This window comes from Truepera radiovictrix DSM 17093 (assembly GCF_000092425.1).
Lineage (GTDB): Bacteria > Deinococcota > Deinococci > Deinococcales > Trueperaceae > Truepera > Truepera radiovictrix.
The window spans coordinates 1,459,949-1,478,957 of sequence record NC_014221.1 but is presented as its reverse complement, the minus strand read 5'-3'; the positions used below and the strand labels follow the sequence as shown (position 1 = coordinate 1,478,957).

18 protein-coding genes and 1 tRNA gene are annotated in these 19,009 nt (G+C 68.7%); 9 read left to right on the top strand and 10 right to left on the bottom strand.

The window, feature by feature from the left end; genetic code table 11:
• Window positions 1-7: 7 nt before the first annotated feature.
• On the top strand, window positions 8-733 hold the full coding sequence (locus TRAD_RS06840; RefSeq protein WP_013177869.1) for a YebC/PmpR family DNA-binding transcriptional regulator: 726 nt from the start codon (window positions 8-10) through the stop codon (window positions 731-733).
• Window positions 714-1,466, top strand: coding sequence for an NAD(P)H-hydrate epimerase (locus tag TRAD_RS06835; RefSeq protein ID WP_041947182.1), 753 nt, complete (start codon window positions 714-716; stop codon window positions 1,464-1,466). Before TRAD_RS06840 ends, TRAD_RS06835 begins: the two co-directional genes overlap by 20 nt.
• Before the next feature lie 61 nt (window positions 1,467-1,527).
• On the opposite strand, the gene TRAD_RS16720 is transcribed toward TRAD_RS06835, so the two are convergent.
• Window positions 1,528-1,650: a hypothetical protein gene (locus tag TRAD_RS16720; protein ID WP_281054497.1), complete on the bottom strand. Its 123-nt coding sequence runs from the start codon at window positions 1,648-1,650 to the stop codon at window positions 1,528-1,530.
• Window positions 1,651-1,854: 204 nt separating this feature from the next.
• On the opposite strand from TRAD_RS16720, the gene TRAD_RS06825 reads away from it, so the two are divergent.
• Window positions 1,855-2,559, top strand: coding sequence for an endonuclease V (locus TRAD_RS06825; protein WP_013177866.1), 705 nt, complete (start codon window positions 1,855-1,857; stop codon window positions 2,557-2,559).
• Window positions 2,560-2,639: 80 nt separating this feature from the next.
• On the opposite strand, the gene TRAD_RS06820 is transcribed toward TRAD_RS06825, so the two are convergent.
• Entirely contained in the window at window positions 2,640-4,568 is a 1,929-nt protein-coding gene (locus TRAD_RS06820) for a DNA topoisomerase subunit B (RefSeq protein ID WP_013177865.1), read from the bottom strand.
• A gap of 307 nt (window positions 4,569-4,875) precedes the next feature.
• Between TRAD_RS06820 and TRAD_RS06815 the strand changes: the two genes are divergently transcribed.
• On the top strand, window positions 4,876-5,619 hold the full coding sequence (locus tag TRAD_RS06815) for a hypothetical protein (RefSeq protein WP_013177864.1): 744 nt from the start codon (window positions 4,876-4,878) through the stop codon (window positions 5,617-5,619).
• A gap of 3 nt (window positions 5,620-5,622) precedes the next feature.
• Here TRAD_RS06815 and TRAD_RS06810 read toward each other — a convergent pair whose 3' ends face one another.
• From TRAD_RS06810 to TRAD_RS06790, 5 genes are all read right to left on the bottom strand, one after another.
• Window positions 5,623-6,888 (bottom strand): glutamate-5-semialdehyde dehydrogenase, encoded by a 1,266-nt coding sequence (locus tag TRAD_RS06810; RefSeq protein WP_013177863.1) that lies wholly within the window; start codon window positions 6,886-6,888, stop codon window positions 5,623-5,625.
• Window positions 6,885-8,498 (bottom strand): amidohydrolase, encoded by a 1,614-nt coding sequence (locus TRAD_RS06805; protein ID WP_013177862.1) that lies wholly within the window; start codon window positions 8,496-8,498, stop codon window positions 6,885-6,887. Before TRAD_RS06805 ends, TRAD_RS06810 begins: the two co-directional genes overlap by 4 nt.
• A complete protein-coding gene (locus TRAD_RS06800; protein WP_013177861.1) occupies window positions 8,499-9,284 on the bottom strand; it encodes an enoyl-CoA hydratase-related protein in 786 nt (261 codons plus the stop codon).
• 139 nt (window positions 9,285-9,423) lie between these two features.
• Complete coding sequence (locus TRAD_RS06795; RefSeq protein WP_013177860.1) at window positions 9,424-9,756, bottom strand: RNHCP domain-containing protein; 333 nt, start codon at window positions 9,754-9,756, stop codon at window positions 9,424-9,426.
• Window positions 9,757-9,760: 4 nt separating this feature from the next.
• Window positions 9,761-10,549, bottom strand: a complete 789-nt coding sequence (locus TRAD_RS06790) for an RlpA-like double-psi beta-barrel domain-containing protein (protein WP_041947181.1) — start codon at window positions 10,547-10,549, stop codon at window positions 9,761-9,763.
• Window positions 10,550-10,677: 128 nt separating this feature from the next.
• Here TRAD_RS06790 and TRAD_RS16310 point away from each other — a divergent pair, with 128 nt between their 5' ends.
• The 3 genes from TRAD_RS16310 (at window position 10,678) to TRAD_RS06780 (ending at window position 11,526) form a co-directional block, all read left to right on the top strand.
• Window positions 10,678-10,842: a hypothetical protein gene (locus TRAD_RS16310; RefSeq protein ID WP_013177858.1), complete on the top strand. Its 165-nt coding sequence runs from the start codon at window positions 10,678-10,680 to the stop codon at window positions 10,840-10,842.
• 45 nt (window positions 10,843-10,887) lie between these two features.
• Window positions 10,888-10,972: transfer RNA gene (locus TRAD_RS06785), tRNA-Leu, on the top strand.
• Between the two features lie 335 nt (window positions 10,973-11,307).
• Entirely contained in the window at window positions 11,308-11,526 is a 219-nt protein-coding gene (locus tag TRAD_RS06780; protein WP_013177857.1) for a hypothetical protein, read from the top strand.
• A 22-nt stretch (window positions 11,527-11,548) separates the two neighbouring features.
• Here the strand turns inward: TRAD_RS06780 and TRAD_RS16305 are convergent, their stop codons facing one another.
• Window positions 11,549-11,701: a hypothetical protein gene (locus TRAD_RS16305; protein ID WP_185095210.1), complete on the bottom strand. Its 153-nt coding sequence runs from the start codon at window positions 11,699-11,701 to the stop codon at window positions 11,549-11,551.
• Window positions 11,702-11,766: 65 nt separating this feature from the next.
• Entirely contained in the window at window positions 11,767-12,969 is a 1,203-nt protein-coding gene (locus TRAD_RS06775) for an ROK family transcriptional regulator (protein WP_049772996.1), read from the bottom strand.
• A gap of 652 nt (window positions 12,970-13,621) precedes the next feature.
• Between TRAD_RS06775 and TRAD_RS06770 the strand changes: the two genes are divergently transcribed.
• Entirely contained in the window at window positions 13,622-16,069 is a 2,448-nt protein-coding gene (locus TRAD_RS06770) for a hypothetical protein (protein WP_013177855.1), read from the top strand.
• 306 nt (window positions 16,070-16,375) lie between these two features.
• On the opposite strand, the gene TRAD_RS16300 is transcribed toward TRAD_RS06770, so the two are convergent.
• On the bottom strand, window positions 16,376-16,555 hold the full coding sequence (locus TRAD_RS16300) for a hypothetical protein (RefSeq protein WP_013177854.1): 180 nt from the start codon (window positions 16,553-16,555) through the stop codon (window positions 16,376-16,378).
• A gap of 816 nt (window positions 16,556-17,371) precedes the next feature.
• On the opposite strand from TRAD_RS16300, the gene TRAD_RS06760 reads away from it, so the two are divergent.
• Window positions 17,372-18,958, top strand: a complete 1,587-nt coding sequence (locus TRAD_RS06760; protein ID WP_013177852.1) for a phosphoenolpyruvate carboxykinase — start codon at window positions 17,372-17,374, stop codon at window positions 18,956-18,958.
• Window positions 18,959-19,009: the final 51 nt, after the last annotated feature.

Genomic DNA, 19,009 nt, shown 5'->3' with positions numbered 1-19,009 from the left:
GAGGACCATGGCCGGTCACAGCAAATGGGCCCAGATCAAACGCAAAAAAGCGGCCAACGACAAGCAGCGCGGCAAAACCATCAGCAAACACATCCGCGCGGTGCAGGCGGCGGTGCGATCGGGGGGGAGCGGCGACCCGAGCGCCAACTTGGCGCTTAAAAACGCCCTCGCTGCGGCAAAGTCCGACGACGTCCCGCAGGACAATATCGACCGCGCGATCGAACGCGCCCTCGGGGGGGGTGAGGGGGGCAACTTCGACGAGGTCGTCTACGAGGGCTACGGCCCCGCTGGGGTTGCCCTACTCGTCGAAGCGCTGACCGACAACCGCAACCGCACCGTCGCCGAGGTGAGGCACGCGTTTAACAAACATGGCGGCAGCATGTCGGGCTCGACCGCCTGGCAGTTTGAAAGCAAGGGCATCATCACGCTTGCGGACACCAGCGAGCGGGCGCAAGAGCTCGCCATCGAGCTCGGCGCCGAAGACCTCGAGGTCGGCGAGCAGCTCACCATCACCACCGCCCCCGGGGACCTCTACACGGTGCTCGAGGGGTTGCAAGCGGCGGGCTTGGAGACCGACGTCGCCCAACTCACCAAGGTGCCGCAGACCACCACGAGCGTTACGGGCGAGGAGGCGGCGAAGCTAGCGCGCCTCATCGAAGCGCTCGAGGATCTCGACGACGTTCAGAGCGTCTACAGCACGGCCGAGCTGGACAATGTTCCCGAGCCCGTCTGAACGCGCTCAGCGGCGCGCGGGGGGCGCTCCGGAGGCGCTGCCGACGCTCGCTTGGGCGGAGGTGCCGAAGATGAGCGCCGCGCAAGCGCGCCACCTCACCACGCTCGCTACCGGACGTTACGGGTTCGAACTGCAAACCCTGATGGAACGCGCCGGCGAGAGCCTGGCGGGGCTCGCGGCGCACCTCGCCCCCGACGGTCCGGTCTTGGTCGTCGCGGGGCGCGGTCACAACGGCGGGGTCGGGCTCGCCGCCGCTCACTGCCTCGCCCGCGCGCGCCGCGCCGTGTGGGTGGTGCCGACCCACGAAGCGGAGAACTACTCGGGGGTGCCCAAAGAGCTCCTCGAGCGCCTCGCGGAGCTGCCCAACGTGCGTTTGCGCAGCAGCTTGCCTAAGATGAAGTTCAGCTGCGCCCTTGACGCCGCTGTCGGCATGCGGCTCGAAGGTCCCCCGCGCGGCCGCACCTTGGACGTAATCACCGTCCTTAACAACCTGGGCTGCAAGGTCTTGTCGCTCGATGTCCCGACCGGCCTAGCGGCCGACAGCGGCGAGGTGCCGGGCGACGTCGTAAGAGCCTCGGCCACCCTCGCGCTCGCCCTCCCCAAACCGGGGACCCCCCCCGGCGGGGTCGTCGGCGACCTCTACCTCGCCAGCTTCGATCTCCCCGAGGCGCTCTTTCACGACGTGGGGCTCGAGCCCTTCGTCGCCCCGAGCCCCTGGGCGCGGATCGTCTAGCTCGAGCAGCCCACCCTCGACCCCTGGCCCCTGATGGCTGGGGGTTTTCGCTGGCACGTTCTCACCAAAGCACCAGGATCATCATCTGGCGCACGATGATGATCAACACCAGCCCCAGCCAGAACGAGGGTCGGAGCCAGAGCGCGGCGAGCAGCGCGGTACCCAACGCGAGCTTTGGGAGCAAGGGGAGGCTCGCGAGCCGGGCGGAACCGACCGGGAAGAGACCCCGGAGAACAACGAGCGCGACCTCTAACCTGGAGAGACGCTGAGCCGTACGTCGGTACTTGCTGAGACCAGTGATGAGGGGGGCGGGTGGCCAGCGCGTCAAACTAGCGTAGGGCGCACTGCTCTTCCGAAAAGGGGGTCTACGGCTTGCTAAGCTGGAGGCGTGAGCGCCCTCTTCCCCACTCCCCGCGACCTCAAAAGCGCGAGCCAGCTTCAGCGCGAGCTCGCCGCGCGCGTGCTGTTAACGGGTGACCTTACGGGGGTGCGCAAGGTCGCGGCGCTCGACGCCTCGAGCAGGCGCGGCGAACCCCTCGTCGCGGCGGCGGTGCTGTGGGACCTCGCCGAGGAGCGGGTGCTCGAGGTCAGCGTCGCCGCGACCCCTCCGGAAGGGCTCTTCCCCTACGTCCCGGGGTTTCTCTCCTTCCGCGAAGCACCGACCTACCTAGCGGCGCTCGCCGCGCTTTCAGAAGTGCCGGACCTGCTGCTCGTCGACGGCCAAGGGGTCGCGCACCCGCGGGGGCTGGGTATCGCCGCGCACCTAGGGGTGCACCTCGACCTGCCGAGCTTAGGGGTCGCCAAAAGCCTCCTCTACGGCGTTCCTGCGGGTGAGCTGCCCGAGGAAGCTGGCAGCGCGGTGCCCCTCACTGCCAGAAGCGCGCAGCTCGGCTGGGTCTACCGCTCGCGCGCGCGCGTCAAACCCCTCTACCTCTCGCCGGGGCACCGCCTGGGACTACGGGAGGGGCTCGAGCTCATTCGCGCCCTGCCCGCCCCCACCAAGCTCCCCGAACCGCTGCGGCAAGCGCACCTGTGGGCCGGGCGGGCGCGCAGAGAGGGGTTGAGGGGCCGCTTTACGCCGCAGCGGCCCTGAGCTAGCTGGGGCGCCCCCAAGCCCACAGCAAAAGGGCCAACCCGGAGGTCGGCCTGTTGTGGGCGTTGCGCGCAGGAAAGCTACACGTCGAGCTGCGCCAAGTGCGCGTTCTCCTCGATAAAGCGGCGGCGCGGCGGCACCTCGGTGCCCATCAGCACCTCGAAGGTCTCCTTGGCGTCTAGGGCGTCCTCGACGGTGACTTTTTTAAGGATGCGCGTCTCCGGGTTCATGGTGGTCGCCCACAGCTCCTCGGGGTTCATCTCACCGAGCCCCTTAAAGCGCTGCAGCTCGTACTTACGCCCCTTGTTTTCAGCCAACAGGCGCTGCAGATCGGCGTCGTCGTAGACGTAGGTGACGTCTTTTTCGCGGCCGAAGCGCACGGCGTAAAGGGGCGGCTGCGCCAGGTAGAGGTAGCCCGCGTCGATCAGCGGGCGCATGTAGTTGTAGAAAAACGTCAGGAGCAGCGTGCGGATGTGTGAACCGTCGACGTCGGCGTCGGCCATGATGATGATGCGGTGGTAGCGCACCGACTCGAGGTCGAAGTGCGCGTCGTCGCCGGTGCCCTCGAGCCCCGCGCCGATAGCGGCGATCATCGCGCGGATCTCGGCGTTTTTGAGCACCTTGCTGAGCTGCGCCTTCTCGACGTTGAGGACTTTTCCGCGGAGCGGCAAGATGGCCTGGAAGCGCCGCTCGCGCCCCCCCTTGGCCGAGCCGCCCGCCGAGTTCCCCTCGACGATGTAGAGCTCGCTCACCGACGGGTCTTCGGACTGGCAGTCGGCGAGCTTGCCGGGCAGCTCGTCGTTGTCGATAGGGTTGGCGCGGCGCACAAGGTCGCGCGCCTTGCGCGCCGCCTCGCGCGCTTTGGCGGCGTGAACGGCCTTTTCGATGATCGCTTTGGCGACCTTCGGGTTCTCCTCCAAAAACTCGGTGAGCCGTTCGTAGACGACCGACTGCACCGCGCTCTGCGCCTCGGGGTTTAACAGCTTGACCTTCGCCTGCGACTCGAACTGCGGGTCGCCGAGCTTGACCGACACGACACACGAGATACCCTCCAAAAAGTCGTCACCCGTCGGCGCGGGGTCGCCCTTTTTTATCAGGTTCTTCGCCTTCGCGTAGTTGTTGAGCACGCGGGTGTAGGCGGTTTTAAAGCCGGTTAAGTGGGTGCCGCCGTCGCGGTTGGTGATCATGTTGGCGTAGGTCAAGATGGTCTGGACGTAGGCGCCCGTGTGGATGAACCCGACCTCGACCTCGATGTCGTCGGCGTGCCCGCGAATGAGGACCGGTTTGTCGTAGAGGTAGTTCCCCTCGGCGAGGGTAAGCGCAAAGGCCGCGACGCCACCCTTTTCCTGAAACACTTCGCGCTTGGGTTCAGCGCCGCGCCGATCCTCCAGGGTGATCTTGACGCCCGCGGTGAGAAAGGCGAGCTCGCGCAGCCGGCGGCGGATGCGCGCGTAGTCGAACGCTTTAACCTCTTTAAAGATGTCGTGGTCGGGCAGAAAGGTGACCTTGGAGCCGGTGTCACCCGGTTTGACCTTGCCGATGACGTGAACCGGTTCGGTCACCTCGCCGCGGTCGAAGCGGATGCGGTGCAGTTTTCCACCGGACTTGACCTCGGCTTCTAGAAACACCGAAAGTGCGTTGACGACCGACGACCCGACGCCGTGGAGCCCCCCGGAGACCTTGTAGGCGTCCGAGTCGAACTTGCCACCCGCGTGCAGCTCGGTAAAGATCACCTCGATGGCGTGACGCCCCTCGCGCTTCATCATGCCCACGGGGATACCGCGGCCGTTGTCAGCGACCGTCGCCGAGCCGTCGGGGTTTAAAACCACCTCGACGGTGTCGGCGTGACCCGCCAAGGCCTCATCGATAGCGTTGTCGATGATCTCAGTGAGGAGCTGGTGGTACCCGTCGACCCCCGTGCCCCCTTGAACATACATCGCCGGGCGCTTACGCACCCCCTCCAAACCTTTAAGTACCTTGATGCTGTCCGCTGTGTAGGTCGTCAACATGTCCTCCGCTTCGCTTACCGTCAAGGGCCGGCGTGTTCGGCCAGGCAAACAGTCAAACAGTTCACTTTAGCACGTTTGCGACCCCCGAAGTAAGCCAGAAGCTACGTCCAGGACGAAAACTCCGCCAGATGTCGGGTTCTGCCGCGGCGCCCGAGCGCCGCGGCGCTTACTTACCTAAGGGCGCGTTAGCGTGCTACACTTTTGTCATCGGAAGGTCAGCAAACCGTCAGGTAACCGTCAGCCGAAGATCCGGCGGCTCTAGAGGCGTCGCCCCCCAACCCCGCGCCCACCCCGAAAGGACCCCCCTATGCAGCTGAGCCAGACCTACCCCCGCAGCGCACCGAGCCCCCGCCGGCTGTTTATCGTCACGCTCGCGCTTCTTCTGGTGATCGACCTGCTCTTTATCGGCGCGTTTTTAGCCCACACCCGCCTCACGCGCGACGTCGCCTACAGTGGGATCTTCCACGACAGGACGCGCTGGAGCCTCGGTATCGATGGGTCGTACCCCGAAATCTTTTCGTACCTCAAGGCGGGGTTTGCAGCCCTGCTCCTGTTTGTCCTCTTCGCCCGAAAGCGCGCCCTGACCTACGTCGCGTGGGGGGTGACCCTCGTCTTTATCCTTCTCGATGACGCCCTTGAACTCCACGAGAGGGTCGGTGCGGCCCTTGTAGACAGCGGGGCGCTCCCGACGCTTCTGGGGGTGCGCCCCGAGCTCTACGCGGAGGCGGTGTTGTGGCTCGCCGTCGCCCCCCCCTTGCTCCTCCTGATCGCGCTGGGTTACCGCCGCGAGCCGGCGCTGCGCCCGCTCTCGAGGCTTCTTCTAGGGCTTTTGGGGGCGCTCTTCTTCTGCGGCGCGGTCGTCGACGCGCTGCACGCGGCGGCGCCCTACGTCGAAAACCCCACCGTGCGCTTTTTTCTGGCGCGGACCATTCTCCTAGAGGACGGCGGCGAGCTCGTCGTGCTGAGCTTTTTTGCGGCGCTCACCCTGCTGCACTTCGTGCTCGAGCAGACCTCCCCCGCCCGGCGCTTTCTCACCGCACGCGCACGCTAGGGGCTAGGTGCGCACCTGACCGTCCCCCTCCAAGAGGTACTTGTAGGTCACCATCTCGGCGAGCCCCATCGGTCCACGGGCGTGCAGCTTCTGGGTCGAGATGCCGATCTCGGCGCCGAAGCCGAACTCGAAGCCGTCGGTAAAACGGGTCGAGGCGTTGACGAAGACCGCCGCCGCGTCGACCTCCTCCTCGAAGCGCCGCGCGGCGTCGCGCGAACGCGTCACGATAGCCTCAGAGTGGCCCGTACCGTAGCGATTGATGTGCTCGAGCGCCTCCTCCAAGCTCGCCACGACCCGCACGGCGAGTTTGAGGTCTAGGTACTCGGTCGCCCAATCGATTTCACTGGCCGCCCGCGCCGCCGGGAAGAGCGCGCGCGTGCGCTCGCAGCCGCGCAGCTCGACGCCGGCCGCCGCGAGCGCGGCCAGCGTTTGGGGCACGAAGGCCTTAGCGACCGCCTCGTGGACGAGCAGCGTCTCGGCGGCGTTGCACACCCCTGGCCGCTGCACCTTGGCGTTGAGGACGATCCGCTCGGCCATCTCCAGGTCGGCCGAGGCGTCGACGAAGACGTGGCAGTTGCCGACGCCGGTCTCGAGCACCGGCACCTTGGCCGTCTCGACGACGTGACCGATCAGCGACGCGCCGCCCCTGGGGATGACCAGGTCGACCTGGCCGCGGGCCGCTAGAAGCTGCGTCACGAGCGCCCGGTCGGGCGAGTCGATGAGCTGCACCGCGTCCTCGGGGAGCCCCGCGCCGGCGAGCGCGCGGCGCACCGCGGCGACCAAGGCGCGGTTGCTCCTGAGGGCGTTCGCCGAACCGCGCAGCACGGCCGCGCTCCCCGCTTTGAGGGCGAGCGCGGCCGCGTCGACGGTGACGTTCGGGCGCGACTCGTAGATCATGCCGATCACCCCGAAGGGCACGGTGACCTTCTGCACCTGCAGGCCGTTCTCGAGCCGCCACCCCGCGAGGACGCGGTGCAAGGGGTCGGGCAGGGCGGCGACCTGCCGCACCGCCGCCGCGATGCCGGACAGGCGCGCTGGGGAGAGCGCCAGACGGTCGACGAGGGGGGCGGCGGTGCCGCGCGCGCGCTCGGCCGCGACGTCCTCGGCGTTCGCCGCGAGGATCACCTCGGCGTCCGCCTCGAGGGCGTCGGCCACGGCGCGCAGCGCGGCGCTCCGGGGGGCGCGGGGCAGGGCGCGCGCGGCGACGCGCGCCCGCCGCAGCAGGTTGGAGAGGTCTAGCTCACTGGAGCGCTCGGCAGCTCGGGTCATGCGTGAGTATAGCGCGCGTCACCCGCGGGGTCACCAGGGCGGTAGGTCCACCGCCCCGCCAGCATCGTCCCCGCGACCTCGAGCCCGTCTAAGGTCGCCGTGGGGTCGTGCGAGAGCACGACGAGGTCGGCGTCGAAGCCGGGCGCGAGCCGCCCCGAACGCCCCTCGCGCCCGATGGCGTAAGCGGCGCCCCGCGTGTAGGCCGCCAGCGCCGCCTCGACCGGTACGGTCTCGGCCGGGTTGAGCGCCTCGCCGGTCGCCGCGACGCGCGTGGTGGCGGCGCGCAACCCGAGCCTCACGTCGGGGTCGGCAACGGGCGTGTCCGACCCGAAAGCGAGCGGGGCCCCCGCCGCGAGCAGCGAGCGCGTGGCGCAGTAGCCCGCGATCCGGTCGGGGAGAAGCTCGGCGACGCGCTTGGCGTCGAAGACCAGGTGCACGGGCTGCATGGAGACGGGGATGCGGAGCGCGGCGAGGCGGGCGAGGTCGTCGGGGTGCAGGTGTTGGGCGTGCTCGAGCCGCGGGCGCAACCCCGCCCCCTCCCAGAGCGGCCGGGTCGCCTCGAAAGCGCTCACCACCGCGCGGTTAGCGGCGTCGCCGATGGCGTGAACGACGGGCGTCAGGCCCTGTGAGATAGCCAGCGGCAGCCGCTCGCGCAGCACCTCGGGGCCGTGCACGGCGACGCCGCACGTGCGGGTGCCGGCGTAGGGCTCGAGCATCCAGGCCGTCAGGCTGCCTATCGCCCCGTCGGCGAAGAACTTGGCGCCCCCCACCGCGAAGCGCCCGCCCCCCTGCCCCGTCGCCAACCCGAGCGCCGCCGCGTGCTCGAGGTCCTCGTGCGGCACGCACGCCCAGACACGCAGCGAGAACGCCTCATCGCTCGCCGCGAGCGCGAGTTGCCGGAAGTAGCTCGGCGGCTCGTAGGCCATGTGGTGCACGGTGGTGATGCCGAGGCTCGCGAGGTGCGCGCCGGCCCGCGCCAGCGCCCGGCGCAGCGCCGCCTCCGTGGGGGCGGGCAGCGCGCGCATCACGAGCGCCGAGGCCTGCTCCAAAAGGCGGCCCGTGGGCTCGCCCGCCTCGTCCCGCTCGATGATGCCGTGTTCGGGGTCGGGGGTCTGGGCGTGGACGCCCGCACGCGCCAGCGCGAGCGAGTTGGCCCACACCGAGTGACCGTCTTGCGAGCGGAGCACCACGGGGTGGTGCGGCGACACCCGGTCGAGGTCGCGTTTGTCGAGGCGCGACACCCCCCAGCGGCTCATGGAGAGCCCCGAGCCCTCGATCCAGGCGCCCGGCTCGGTCACCTGCGCGCGCGCCGCGACCGCCTGGAGCGCCTCCTCCAAGCTCTGGGTGGCGATTAGGTCGAGGCGGTCGAGGTTGAGGCCGTGCTGCGTGAGGTGCACGTGCGCGTCGTGAAACCCGGGCAGCAGCGCGCGCCCAGACAGCTCGACGCGCTCGGCTCCGGGGGCGGCGAGCGGCGCGACCGCGGCGAGCGCGCCGACCGCGGCGATCCGCCCCCCGCGCACGAGGAGCGCTTCGGCCCGGGGGCGCGCCTCATCCATCGTGAGGATGGTGCCGACAAAGAGCGTGTCACGCAGGCCTTCGGGCAGCGCCATCTAACGCCCCTCGAAGGCGGGGGGGCGCTTCTCCGCAAAGGCCCGCACCCCCTCGGTGAAGTCGGCCGTCCGGCTCGCCTCACCCTGTAAGGCCGCCTCGAGCGCGAGCTGCGCCTCAAGGTCGTTGTGCGCCGAAGCGGCGACCTGCTGCTTGATCAGCGCGAAGCTCCGCGTCGGCCCCGCGGCGAGCGCCTTGACGTAGTCAAACGCCGCCTCCAAAAACCCCTCGGCGGGGTAGAGGTGTTCGCCGAGCCCCATGGCGAGCGCCTCCTCGGCGCCGACCTTGCGCCCGCTATAGGCCAGCTCGAGCGTGCGCGCGGGGCCGATGAGGCGCGGCAAAAAGTACGAACACGAGGCGTCCATCACCAGACCGATGCGCGAAAAGCCGAGCGCGAACACGGCGTTTTGTGACAGCAGGCGCACGTCGCAGGCCAGCGCGAGGCTCATCCCCGCCCCCGCCGCGACCCCGTTGACGGCCGCGACGACGGGCTTTTGCAGCGCGAGCAGAGCGTGGACAACGGGGTTGTAAAGGCGCTCGACGACGACCTCGGCGCCCGCCTCCAGGTCGGTCTCGGCGAGGTCGGCCCCCGAGCAGAAGCCGCGCCCCGTCCCCGTCAGGAGCACCGCCCGCACCGAGGGGTCGGCCGCGTCCTCCTGGAGCGCGCGCCGCAACTCCTCTAACAGCTGCGGCGAGAGGGCGTTCAGGACGTGTGGGCGGTTGAGCGCTAGGGTGAGCACCCCCGCCCGCAGGTCGAGGCTGAGGGTCTCGTAGGTTCTAGGTGGCATAGTCGGCCTCCTCTACACGTGATGGCGCAAAGACGCTACAAAAACGCTACAAGGTGACGATACAGGGTGGCGCGCGCCGCGCGCGGGTCGCGCGAGCCGTTCTACCCCGCCTTGCGGGCGCGCGCCAGTCGCGGCGGCGCTAGCGCGGCCCTTGCGAGAGCTCGAGCAGCCGCTCAAAGCTGTCGGGCGCCGCGGGGTCGTCCAGCGCCGCCTTGTTGCGCCGCAGCGCGCCGCAGCGCCCGCAGCGGTGGACGATGACCCAGCCCTTCTTGCCGCTGTGCTCGACCCCGATGGGCTCGAGCAGGCCGCCGCAGTCGCTCGCGCGGTCGCCCGGGAAGACGTCGACGTGAAGCGAGTAGAGGCAGCGCGGGCAGTGGTTGCGGTAGCTGCCGTTGGCTAAAGGCGGCACCGCAGCGCCGCAGTGGCGGCACGTAAACCCCTCGTTGGTGCCCTGGGCGGTAAAGCGGCGCACGCGCCTAGGGCGAACCGACGGGCCTCAACGTCCCCTCGGTGACGCCGTACTCGAAAGCGGGTTCGTCCTCGGCGACGAAGATGTTGACCGTCCCGGAGAGCTCCGCCCCCATCGTGTCGCCGACCTGGGCCACCACGCGCTCCCGCCCGGCGACGCTCTCGGCGAGGGTGATCTCGACCGTCGCGCCGCATCCGTAGCGCTCCAGGAGGTCGCGGCTCACCGCCACGTGCTGCCAGGGTTGGAGCGGCACCCCGCACGCCCCCACGCTGCCCGCGCCGAAGGCGAAACCGACGCGCTCCAAAGGCTGCGCCGCGCCCTGAGGTGGCGCCGCACCTACGGCCCCCACCCCCGCGGCCCCCGTCCTCGCGGCCGCGGTCGGCACCGCTCCGCCCGTCACCGCGGCGCTGCCAGGCGCCGCCGGCAGCGTGCCGGTCGAAGCCGCTTGATCAGCACCGGTTGGCTCGGGAGCGCTATCGGCGCGGTCTGACGCGCTCCCCGCCCGCTCGGGGACGGTCTGCGGGCTCGTCGCAGCGCTCTCGAGCCCCTGCCCCTCCCCTAGCGTCGCGCCCCCCCCACCGGGCGCTTCCGGCAACGTCACCTGCGTCGGTTCGCTCGCAGGGTCAGCCATTCCCGCCGGGGTGTTTGGGGGCGCACCCTCCCGTGCGGTGCGCGGCGCTACGCCGGTCACCGGCGCGTTCCCCTCCGGCGCCGCGCGTAGCGCCAGCACGAGCAGCGCCAGGAGCAGCACGCCGATCCCCACGAGGAGCGCTAGGTCAACGTGTCGTTGCGTCATGTCCCTATAGTGCGGGCTAAGCACAAAGGGTGTCAACAAAAGGGGTAGCTCGCACTACCCACGTCGCCACATGGCCTGTTGGGAGGTTTGGGGGTTGCGCTCGGGGACGTTTTGGGTGAGAGTGAGGTATGGAGCTTGAAGACGCCATGATCTGGGGCATCGTCGCGACCGCCCCGCTCTTCGTGTTGCTGCTGATCATCGGCACACCGCTCTTTCTCGCGCTCTTTCTCGCGCTCGCGGGCGGCGTCGGCACCACCATCTACGTCTACCGCAAACGCAACGCCAAACCCTAGACCCCTTGCCAAAGGAGAGGGCTTTTGCTAGACTGCCTGAGCCACGCCGAAGTGGCGGAATTGGTAGACGCGCACGATTCAGGGTCGTGTGCCTCACGGCGTGTGGGTTCGAGTCCCACCTTCGGCACCAAACGCTGAGGCTGCGCGGAGATACTTCGCGCAGCCTCTGGCTTTTTGGCACAGTCCTCCGGCGAGCAACGCTCTTGCTCCCAACGTTTACCGGGCGGTCACGGCCCTTGTCCATGCGCCGCTCGGCCCCAAGCCCCCATTAGCGTTGGGCTGGCGCCGAGCTGACCCGGCCGACAGTCGACACGGGCACCGGGTGTCACAGGCGTGAGTGGCGCAGGGAGCTGCGCGCAGCGGCTACGTAGCCGTTACGCTGTCTGCGGTCTTGAACCGAGGTTGAGCGCGCGACAAAGCGAGCTGCGCGACGGCGCGCCCTCCCAGCGGGCTTTAGAGTGGGGCATGTACGCCAAACGCTACTTTGTCGCGCGCATCTTCGCCGACTATGACGCCGCCATCCAGACGGTCGAGATGGTCGACGAGTATAGCGACCCCGACCGCGCTGAGCGGGGGCGGCGCGCCTTTCACGGCGAGCTCCCCGAAAACACCCTTTTGCTCGTGACCTCTGGCCCGACCTGGCGCGAGGCCGAACAGGAGCTGAGGGCGCGGCTCGGTGAGTAGGGCGGCCGCGCCCCGCTGCGCGCTAGTCGGGTGACGCCTCGAGGTCGACGACGCCGCAGAGCACGAGCCCTGTCATGATGATGAAAAGGGCGCGCTCTGCAAGGGAGCGCCGAGCGGGTGAGCGCTCACGGCTGGCGGCAAAGGGTGTGGGGGTTGGTAGCGACAAGCTTTTCATACCCCCAGGGTGCCAGTGGCGGCTTGCGGGGAGCTTGAGGTGCGGTTGCGGACCGCTACGCACCTTTAAAACGCCCGCATGGGTTGCACGGTCGCCGGATGGGCGCGGCTGTAGTAGCGCCCCTCGGGGACCGGGTCGGGGGTCAGCGCGCGGTAGATGGGGATCGTCGCTGCGCCCAGGGCGGCCGCGTTCTCCCCCGTCTCACCGCGCAGAAGGCGCGGCTCGTACGGTTTGGCGGGGTGGCGCAGCGCGGGCAAAAGCGCCGCGACGCGCTCGATGAGCCCGTCGGTGAGGGGCGCCGGGAGCCTGCCGCCGAAGATGATCGCCTCGGGGTCTATGAGGTACTCGGCGTAGACGAGGGCGGGCGCGAGGTGCTGCGCCGCCGTGTCCAACCACTCGAGGATGATCGCGTCACCCTCGGCGTAGCGCGCCGCGAGCGTTTCGGCGTCGGTAGCGACACCGGCCTCTTTGAGCCGCTCATGGAGCAACCCCATGGCGGCGTACTCGCCGGTGTGCTTCGGCATCCCCCGCTTGGGCGCGCGGATGGGGATGTTGCCGAACTCCCCCGCAAACCCGCGGAAGCCGACGTGCGGCCGCCCCTCGAGGATGAGCCCACCCCCTACGCCGTAGCCGAAAAAGACGAAGAAGAAGTTGTCGATGTTGCGCCCGACGCCGTACCAACGCTCGCCAATCGCCGCCGCCGTGGCGTTGTTCTCGAGCAGGACGGGGCACCCGAGCTGCTGACCCAAGGTCGTCGGCAGCGCCACGCTCTGCCACCCCGAGAGGTCCTCGGGCAGGGCGCTGTTATGCGAAAGCCCGTCGACGGCCGAGGTGTGTAGCGGCGCGGGCAACCCAACCCCCGCCCCCAAGAGGAGGCTCTTGGCGACGCCGTGCTCGTTTAGGAGCGTTTCGGCCGCCTCTGAGAGGAGGGGGAGCACCGACTTGGGGCTCGGGTCTTCGAGCGGATGGTGGTAGTGCCCTTTGACCACGCCCGCAAGGTCCACGATCACCGCCGAGAGGTGATCGCGGTCGACGTTGAGCCCGATCGAAAAGGCGCTCTCGGGGTTGAGCTCGAGCTCGGTCGGTGGTTTGCCCATACCGCCGCGCCGCTGGCGCTTCTCCGCGATCAGGTTGCGCTCGATGAGTTCCCCGACGATCCGCGACACCGAGGGGAACGTCAGGCCCGAGAGCCGGACGATGTCCGCCCGCGAGATGGGCCCGCGCACCCGCACGAGCTCGAGCACGAGGCGTTGGTTATAGGTGGGCATGTAGACTCTGCTGGCGCTAATCGATGACAAGATGGTTCCTTTCTAAAAGTCCGCCGGGAGCGGGGAGGTTTGGGTGACCGGTACCCCGCCTCGCACTCCGGTGCCTGGAGGTTGAGCCACCCATCGGCGTCACCGAGAGGCCGAGGACCTCCGAAGCGCGCCCCGCCCCGAACCGAGCACTGTGCGCCTAGCGTACTACGCAAGGTCACAAAAGTAAAGGTGTCGCCACGAAACCTGCTGTTTGTTTCTGTTCGTTCTGCCACCTGTTCGGGCAGGCTAACAAGGGCGCACACCGCTAAGCTGCAAAGCTGGCGAACCTTCCGAACCGGCCGGCACCTTCATGCCCCGTCACATACCCCGTCAGCGCCAAAGTGGTACACAAGTACCAGGGCGTACTTGCATCTGTCTCTAGCCGCTGCAGCACACAAAAACTACGATAGCAACACCACCGGGGGGAACGGTGGCGCTACACCCTGCCCTGCTAGCACGGCTAGCAGGGTCGCTTTCTGAGAAGCGCCGTCACACACGGGCCCGCGCGACCGGTCGGGGGCGTTTGTCGCCGGTACTTGCAGTCTCGCACCCTCGACCTCGAGCGAGGCGGCGCCAAGATGGGTTCGCCGACCCCACGGAGCTTACAGGGATATACTAAACCGTGTGGCTCCAACGCCTGCTCGCGCGCATCCACGGCCACCCCGGCCCCATCCTCATCGAGGGGGGTGAGGCGTACGGCGGCCCCTTTTTGATCGACGCGCTGCGCAAGGTGCACCGCGTCGCCTGGTTGCAGCTCGCGCCGGCTGACGCGGGCGACCCCGTGGCGCTCGGCAACCGTTTGGCCGAAGCGGTCAACAGCGCTCTCGAGGCCACCTTTTTACCCTACGCCCTCCCCTACACCTACAGCACGGAGCTCCTTAAAAGGCGCCTACCGCTCCTCGGTCCCCTTTTCATCGCGCTCTCGAACGCCGAGTTTAGCCCCCCGCTGCGCGACGCGCTCCTCGAACTTAGCAGCGAGCACGCCAAGGTCATCGCCCTCGTGAGCGGTACCGCACCCCTCGGGGTGTGGGGGCTGCACCTCAAGCAGGCGGAGTTGGCGCTGAGCTTGGAGGAGGCCGAAACCCTCGCCGGCCCCTTTCTCACCCCCAGCGAACGCGAGACCCTCTGGCGCTCGTCGGGGGGCGCCTACCTGACGTTTATCAGCAGCGTCCGGCGGCTGCGCGGCGAGGCGTTGCCCCACGTCCCCTCCCCTCAGGGGGAGCTCGCTACGCCGGGCGCACAGGCGCTCGTCGCCCCGGAGCTGCTGCTCGAGGTGCTTATGCAGCTCGGCCGCTACACCGAGGCGCTCGACCTGGCGGTGATGAGCCTGCCCGAACGGGTCGCGGAGATCCTTAAGGAGGCGGGGCCGGTCTACCAGGACCAGGGGCTTTTGGCGCGCCTGCACCTGCTGCTCGAGAGCCTCGAGGCGCCAGCCCGCTACGCCGAGGAGGTGCTCGAGTGGCGCCTCGTCGCCGCGTACAGCCAGTCGGCCCACCAACCGGTGCTCACCGACGTCGCGCGGCACCTCGCGGAGCACGAGGCGCCCAACTTGCGGGCGCGTTACGCCGGCACCCTCAGCGACCCGGCGCTGCGTTTTGCCGAGGCGCAGCGCGCCGCCGCCGCCCAGGCCACCCCGATTACCCTCTATCAGCTGGGGCGCTTACACCCCGACCCCAGCGTCGGCGTCGCACTCCTTAAAGAGAGCGTCCGGCTCGCCGAAAAGGAGGGTCGGCCCTACGACGTCGTACGCAACGCCGGCGGGCTCGCCGAAAGGCTGATTCACGACGGCAACTTTACCGACGCGCTGAGCTGGGGCGAGTGGGCGCTCGAAGCTTTCGATAGACACCAGCTCAAAGATGGCCAGCGCCGCCTCAGGCTGCTGAACGGCTGGGCGTACGCGCGCCTCCTCTGCGGCCAGACCAACGGGCTCTACAACGCGCTCGCCGAAGCCAGGCACCTCCTTGAAAGCACCCACCCGAGCCTCGCCGTGGAGTTCCGCTCCACGCTCGCCGAGCTGAGTTTCGTCCTCGGGCGCTTCGAGGAGGCTAGAGAGCTCTGCGCCGAGAACCTCCGGCAGAGCTCGCGCCAGGACCTCGGGCGCTTCGCCGTGCTGCGCGTCCGCCTGCTCCTCGAGGAGGGCGAGGTCGAACGGGCCGTCGAGGAAGGGCGGCGCGTCGTCGCCCTTACGGGGGGTGAAGACCCCTTTTACGCCCTCCCCGCCGCCTTGGCGCTCGGTATGGGGCTCGCCGTTAGGGGCGCGCGCGAGGCCGAAGCGCACCTGCGCGCCGTCCTTGACGCAGCGCAGCTCGAGGCCGACTTGCGCTTAAGCGCCGCGCTTTACCTCATGCAGCTCGGCGAGCTCGAGTTCGCCGAGCTGCCCGACGCGCTCCGGCGCAGCCTCCAGTCGCTCTCGAAAAACGGCCTCTTTCTCCTTTCGGGCCCCGAGACGCTCTTCGCTCCCATCTGGGAAACCGTGCTCGGCGACGAACGCCCCTTGCGCATCGCCGCCCTGGGGCGCGCGGCGGTCTGGTTGAGAAACCAGCCCCTCGAGCTGAGCGAACGCGCGCTCGAGGTGCTCGTGCTGCTCGCGCTGCACCCCAAGGGCCTCAGCGCCGAGGCGCTGCACGCCAAACTCTACGAGGACGAGAGCACGAAGCTCGTCGCGCTGCGTTCGGCGGTGTCGCGCCTGCGCAACCTCGTACCGATCACCAGCCACCCGGAACCGTACAAGATCGCCGTGCCCTACGCCTTCGACGCCTTCGCGTGCGAAGCGGCGCTCGCCCAGAAGGACGTGCGGGGCGCCCTCGAGCTCTACCGCGGCCCTCTGCTCCCGCAGAGCGAGGCGCCTGGAATCCGCGAAGCGCGCCTCTACCTCGAGGAGCAGCTGCGCCAGACCGTGCTGCTCTCCGGCGACCCCGAAGCCCTGATTCCCTTGGCCGAGACCCTCGGCGACGACGCCGAGCTGTGGCAAGCGGCCCACGCCGCCTTGCGCCCGGGCGACCCGCGGGTGCCGATCGTCCGGGCGCACCTGCAACGCGTGGCGCGCGACCTCGAGCCGCGCTACAACTAGGATCTCGTACTCTCGGCAACCGATGGTCGCGCGTCCAGCGGTGAAAGCGGCACAGCCCGTAACCGGCAGCGCAGCGCGTCGTACGCTGTCGGCCGTGAGGGCGCTACGGCTAGCTAGAGGCAGGTGAGCCGGCGGGCCGCTCGAGACGAGTGCGCGCCACGAACGCCCTGGTTCACCCTCGCACTTGACCAAAGCCCGCCCAGGGCAAGGCTTTGCCTGGACCCTGCGACGTCACGCCCCCCACCCTCACGCGCTCAGGGCGGCAGCTCGAAAAGGCCGCCCTTGCGCCTCAAGGCGGCCCCGGGTTTAACGCGGTTGGAAAGCGGTCTCGGTGGGGCGCGCCGCTTTCAGGGATAAGGTGGGCGTCGGGGCTCGGTGCGCCTGCACGGCCTCGACCAGCGACCGCTCGCGCAGGGCGATGGCGCCACCCACCTGCGCAAAGGACCACGTGCCCGCCAGCTTCGCTTTCGCCTCTCTCTGGGTCATACCACACCTCCTCACCAGAGCTTACGCGCGCGGCCGTCGCACCCATATGGCAACGCACACGCCCATGTGGCAACGCGCGCGCGGCGCGCGGTCACACCTCGGTAACGCTCCGGCAACACGCGAGCGCTAGAGTGAACCCAAGGAGGACGCGACATGGTCAAGAAGATCGTTACCCTCGGGCTTATCTGCTTGAGCCTCAGCACCTTTGCCTTTGCACGCCCGGGCAACGGTGGCGGTGACGTCTGCAGAACCTCGGTCTCGTCGACGCGCTAGCAGGCCCCCCGGCTCACGACGCCCATCGACCCAACAACCAGCCTCTCATGGGTTAGGCCATGTCTAAAACCTCACGGGTCGCACCCCAACCAAGCTCCCCCGACGCGGGGAGCTCTTTCGTTCTCCAGAGCGACCACGCCTACCGGTAGCTGACCCAACGCGTACGCGTTTGTCAGCTGTGGCCTCTTTTTCCGCTACGATCCGCCTACGCGCGCTCGCTTACCCCCAGGGCCTACGCAGGCACCTCCCGCGCGCATCTCTCGGTCGACCTCGTGGGGTTGAGCCCCGGCGCTGCCCGAAGCCCCTTGACCCGGGCTACGCCAGGTCAGCGGCGCCACCGAGAGGGCGAACGGCGCTCTCATAAACCACTTGGGTAAGCTTACAGGCGACCGAGGCACCCTTGGCGGCGCGCAGCGACGGCGGTAGCAACGGTGTACCATCCCCAAAGTAGCCTAGATACCCCTCTCGTTACACCTTGCTAAGGTGAAACTCATCTGTCCGCGCGCTGCGCGGGGGGAAGTGACTTCGCAAAGAGGGTGATCTATGGCCGACACCGCCACCCCAGCCGTTCAGCTGTCCGGGTTGTCCGACGTTCTGCGCACACCTTACCACAATCTTCCGAGCGCCGCGCTTATCGAGGAGTCTTTGAGGCGCCACGAGGGCCTCCTGAGTGTCGACGGCGCGCTCTGCGCCGACACCGGACACTTCACCGGACGCTCGCCCCAAGACAAGTTTATCGTCAAAGACGCGCTGACGGAAAACACCGTGGCGTGGGGCGCGATCAACCAACCGCTGTCTGAAGCGCACTTCGCGGCGCTTAAACGCGACATGTTGGCGGCGCTCGCTCACACCACCCCGTTCGTTCAGGACCTCTACGCCGGCACCGACCCGGCGTACCGCCTGAGCGTCCGGGTGATCACCGAGTACGCGTGGCACAGCCTGTTCGCGCGCAACATGTTCGTCCGCCCCGAGACCCGCGAGGCGCGCGACCCCGACTTTACCGTCATCAACCTCCCGAGCTTTCGCGCCGACCCCGAACGGCACGGCTGCCGGAGCGAAACGGTCATCGCGGTCTCGTTTAGCGAGCGGCTCGTCCTCGTGGGCGCGACCGAGTACGCCGGCGAGATCAAAAAGTCCATCTTTTCGGTGCTGAATTTTCTCCTCCCCGACCGCGACGTCATGCCCATGCACTGCTCGGCCAACGTCGGGGCAGAGGGCAAAGCGGCCCTCTTTTTCGGCCTGTCGGGCACCGGCAAGACGACCCTCTCGGCCGACCCGCACCGCACGCTGATCGGCGACGACGAACACGGGTGGTCGGGGCGCGGTATCTTCAACTTCGAAGGGGGCTGCTACGCCAAGGTCATCAACCTCAGCCCCGAGGCCGAACCGGAGATTTTCGCCACCACCAAGCGTTTCGGGACGATTCTCGAAAACGTCGTCGTCGACCCCCACACGCGCGCGGTCGACTTCGGCGACGCGCGCAAAACGGAGAACACGCGCGCTTCGTACCCGATTCACTTTATCCCCAACGCGAGCCTCGAGGGCACGGCGGGGCACCCCACCGACGTCGTGTTTTTGACCGCCGACGCCTTCGGCGTGCTCCCCCCGATCGCCAAGCTCAGCGTCGAGGGGGCGATGTACCACTTTCTGAGCGGCTACACCGCCAAGGTCGCGGGCACCGAACGCGGCGTCACCGAACCCAAAGCGACCTTTAGCACCTGCTTCGGCGCCCCCTTTATGCCGCGCCACCCGGGCGTCTACGCCCAGATGCTCGGCGACAAGCTCCGCCAACACGGCGCGAACGTGTGGCTCGTCAACACCGGTTGGAGCGGCGGCCCCTACGGAACGGGCGCGCGTATGAAGCTCGCCTACACCCGCGCGATGGTGCAAGCGGCGCTCTCGGGCGCGCTTAAGGGGGTTCCGACGCGCCAGCACCCCGTGTTCAACGTCGCCATGCCGACCGCGTGCCCCGGCGTCCCCGCGGACGTGCTCGACCCCAAGAGCACCTGGGCTGACGCCGAGGCGTACGACCGGCAAGCCGCCAAACTCGCCCGCATGTTCGGCGACAACTTCGCCCAGTTCGCCAGCAGCGTCCCCGAAGCTGTGCGCGCCGCTGGACCCAACCTCTAAAGGCGGCCCAGCGGCGCGCACGCTCCGCGCGGCCAAACAAGCCAAGAGGCG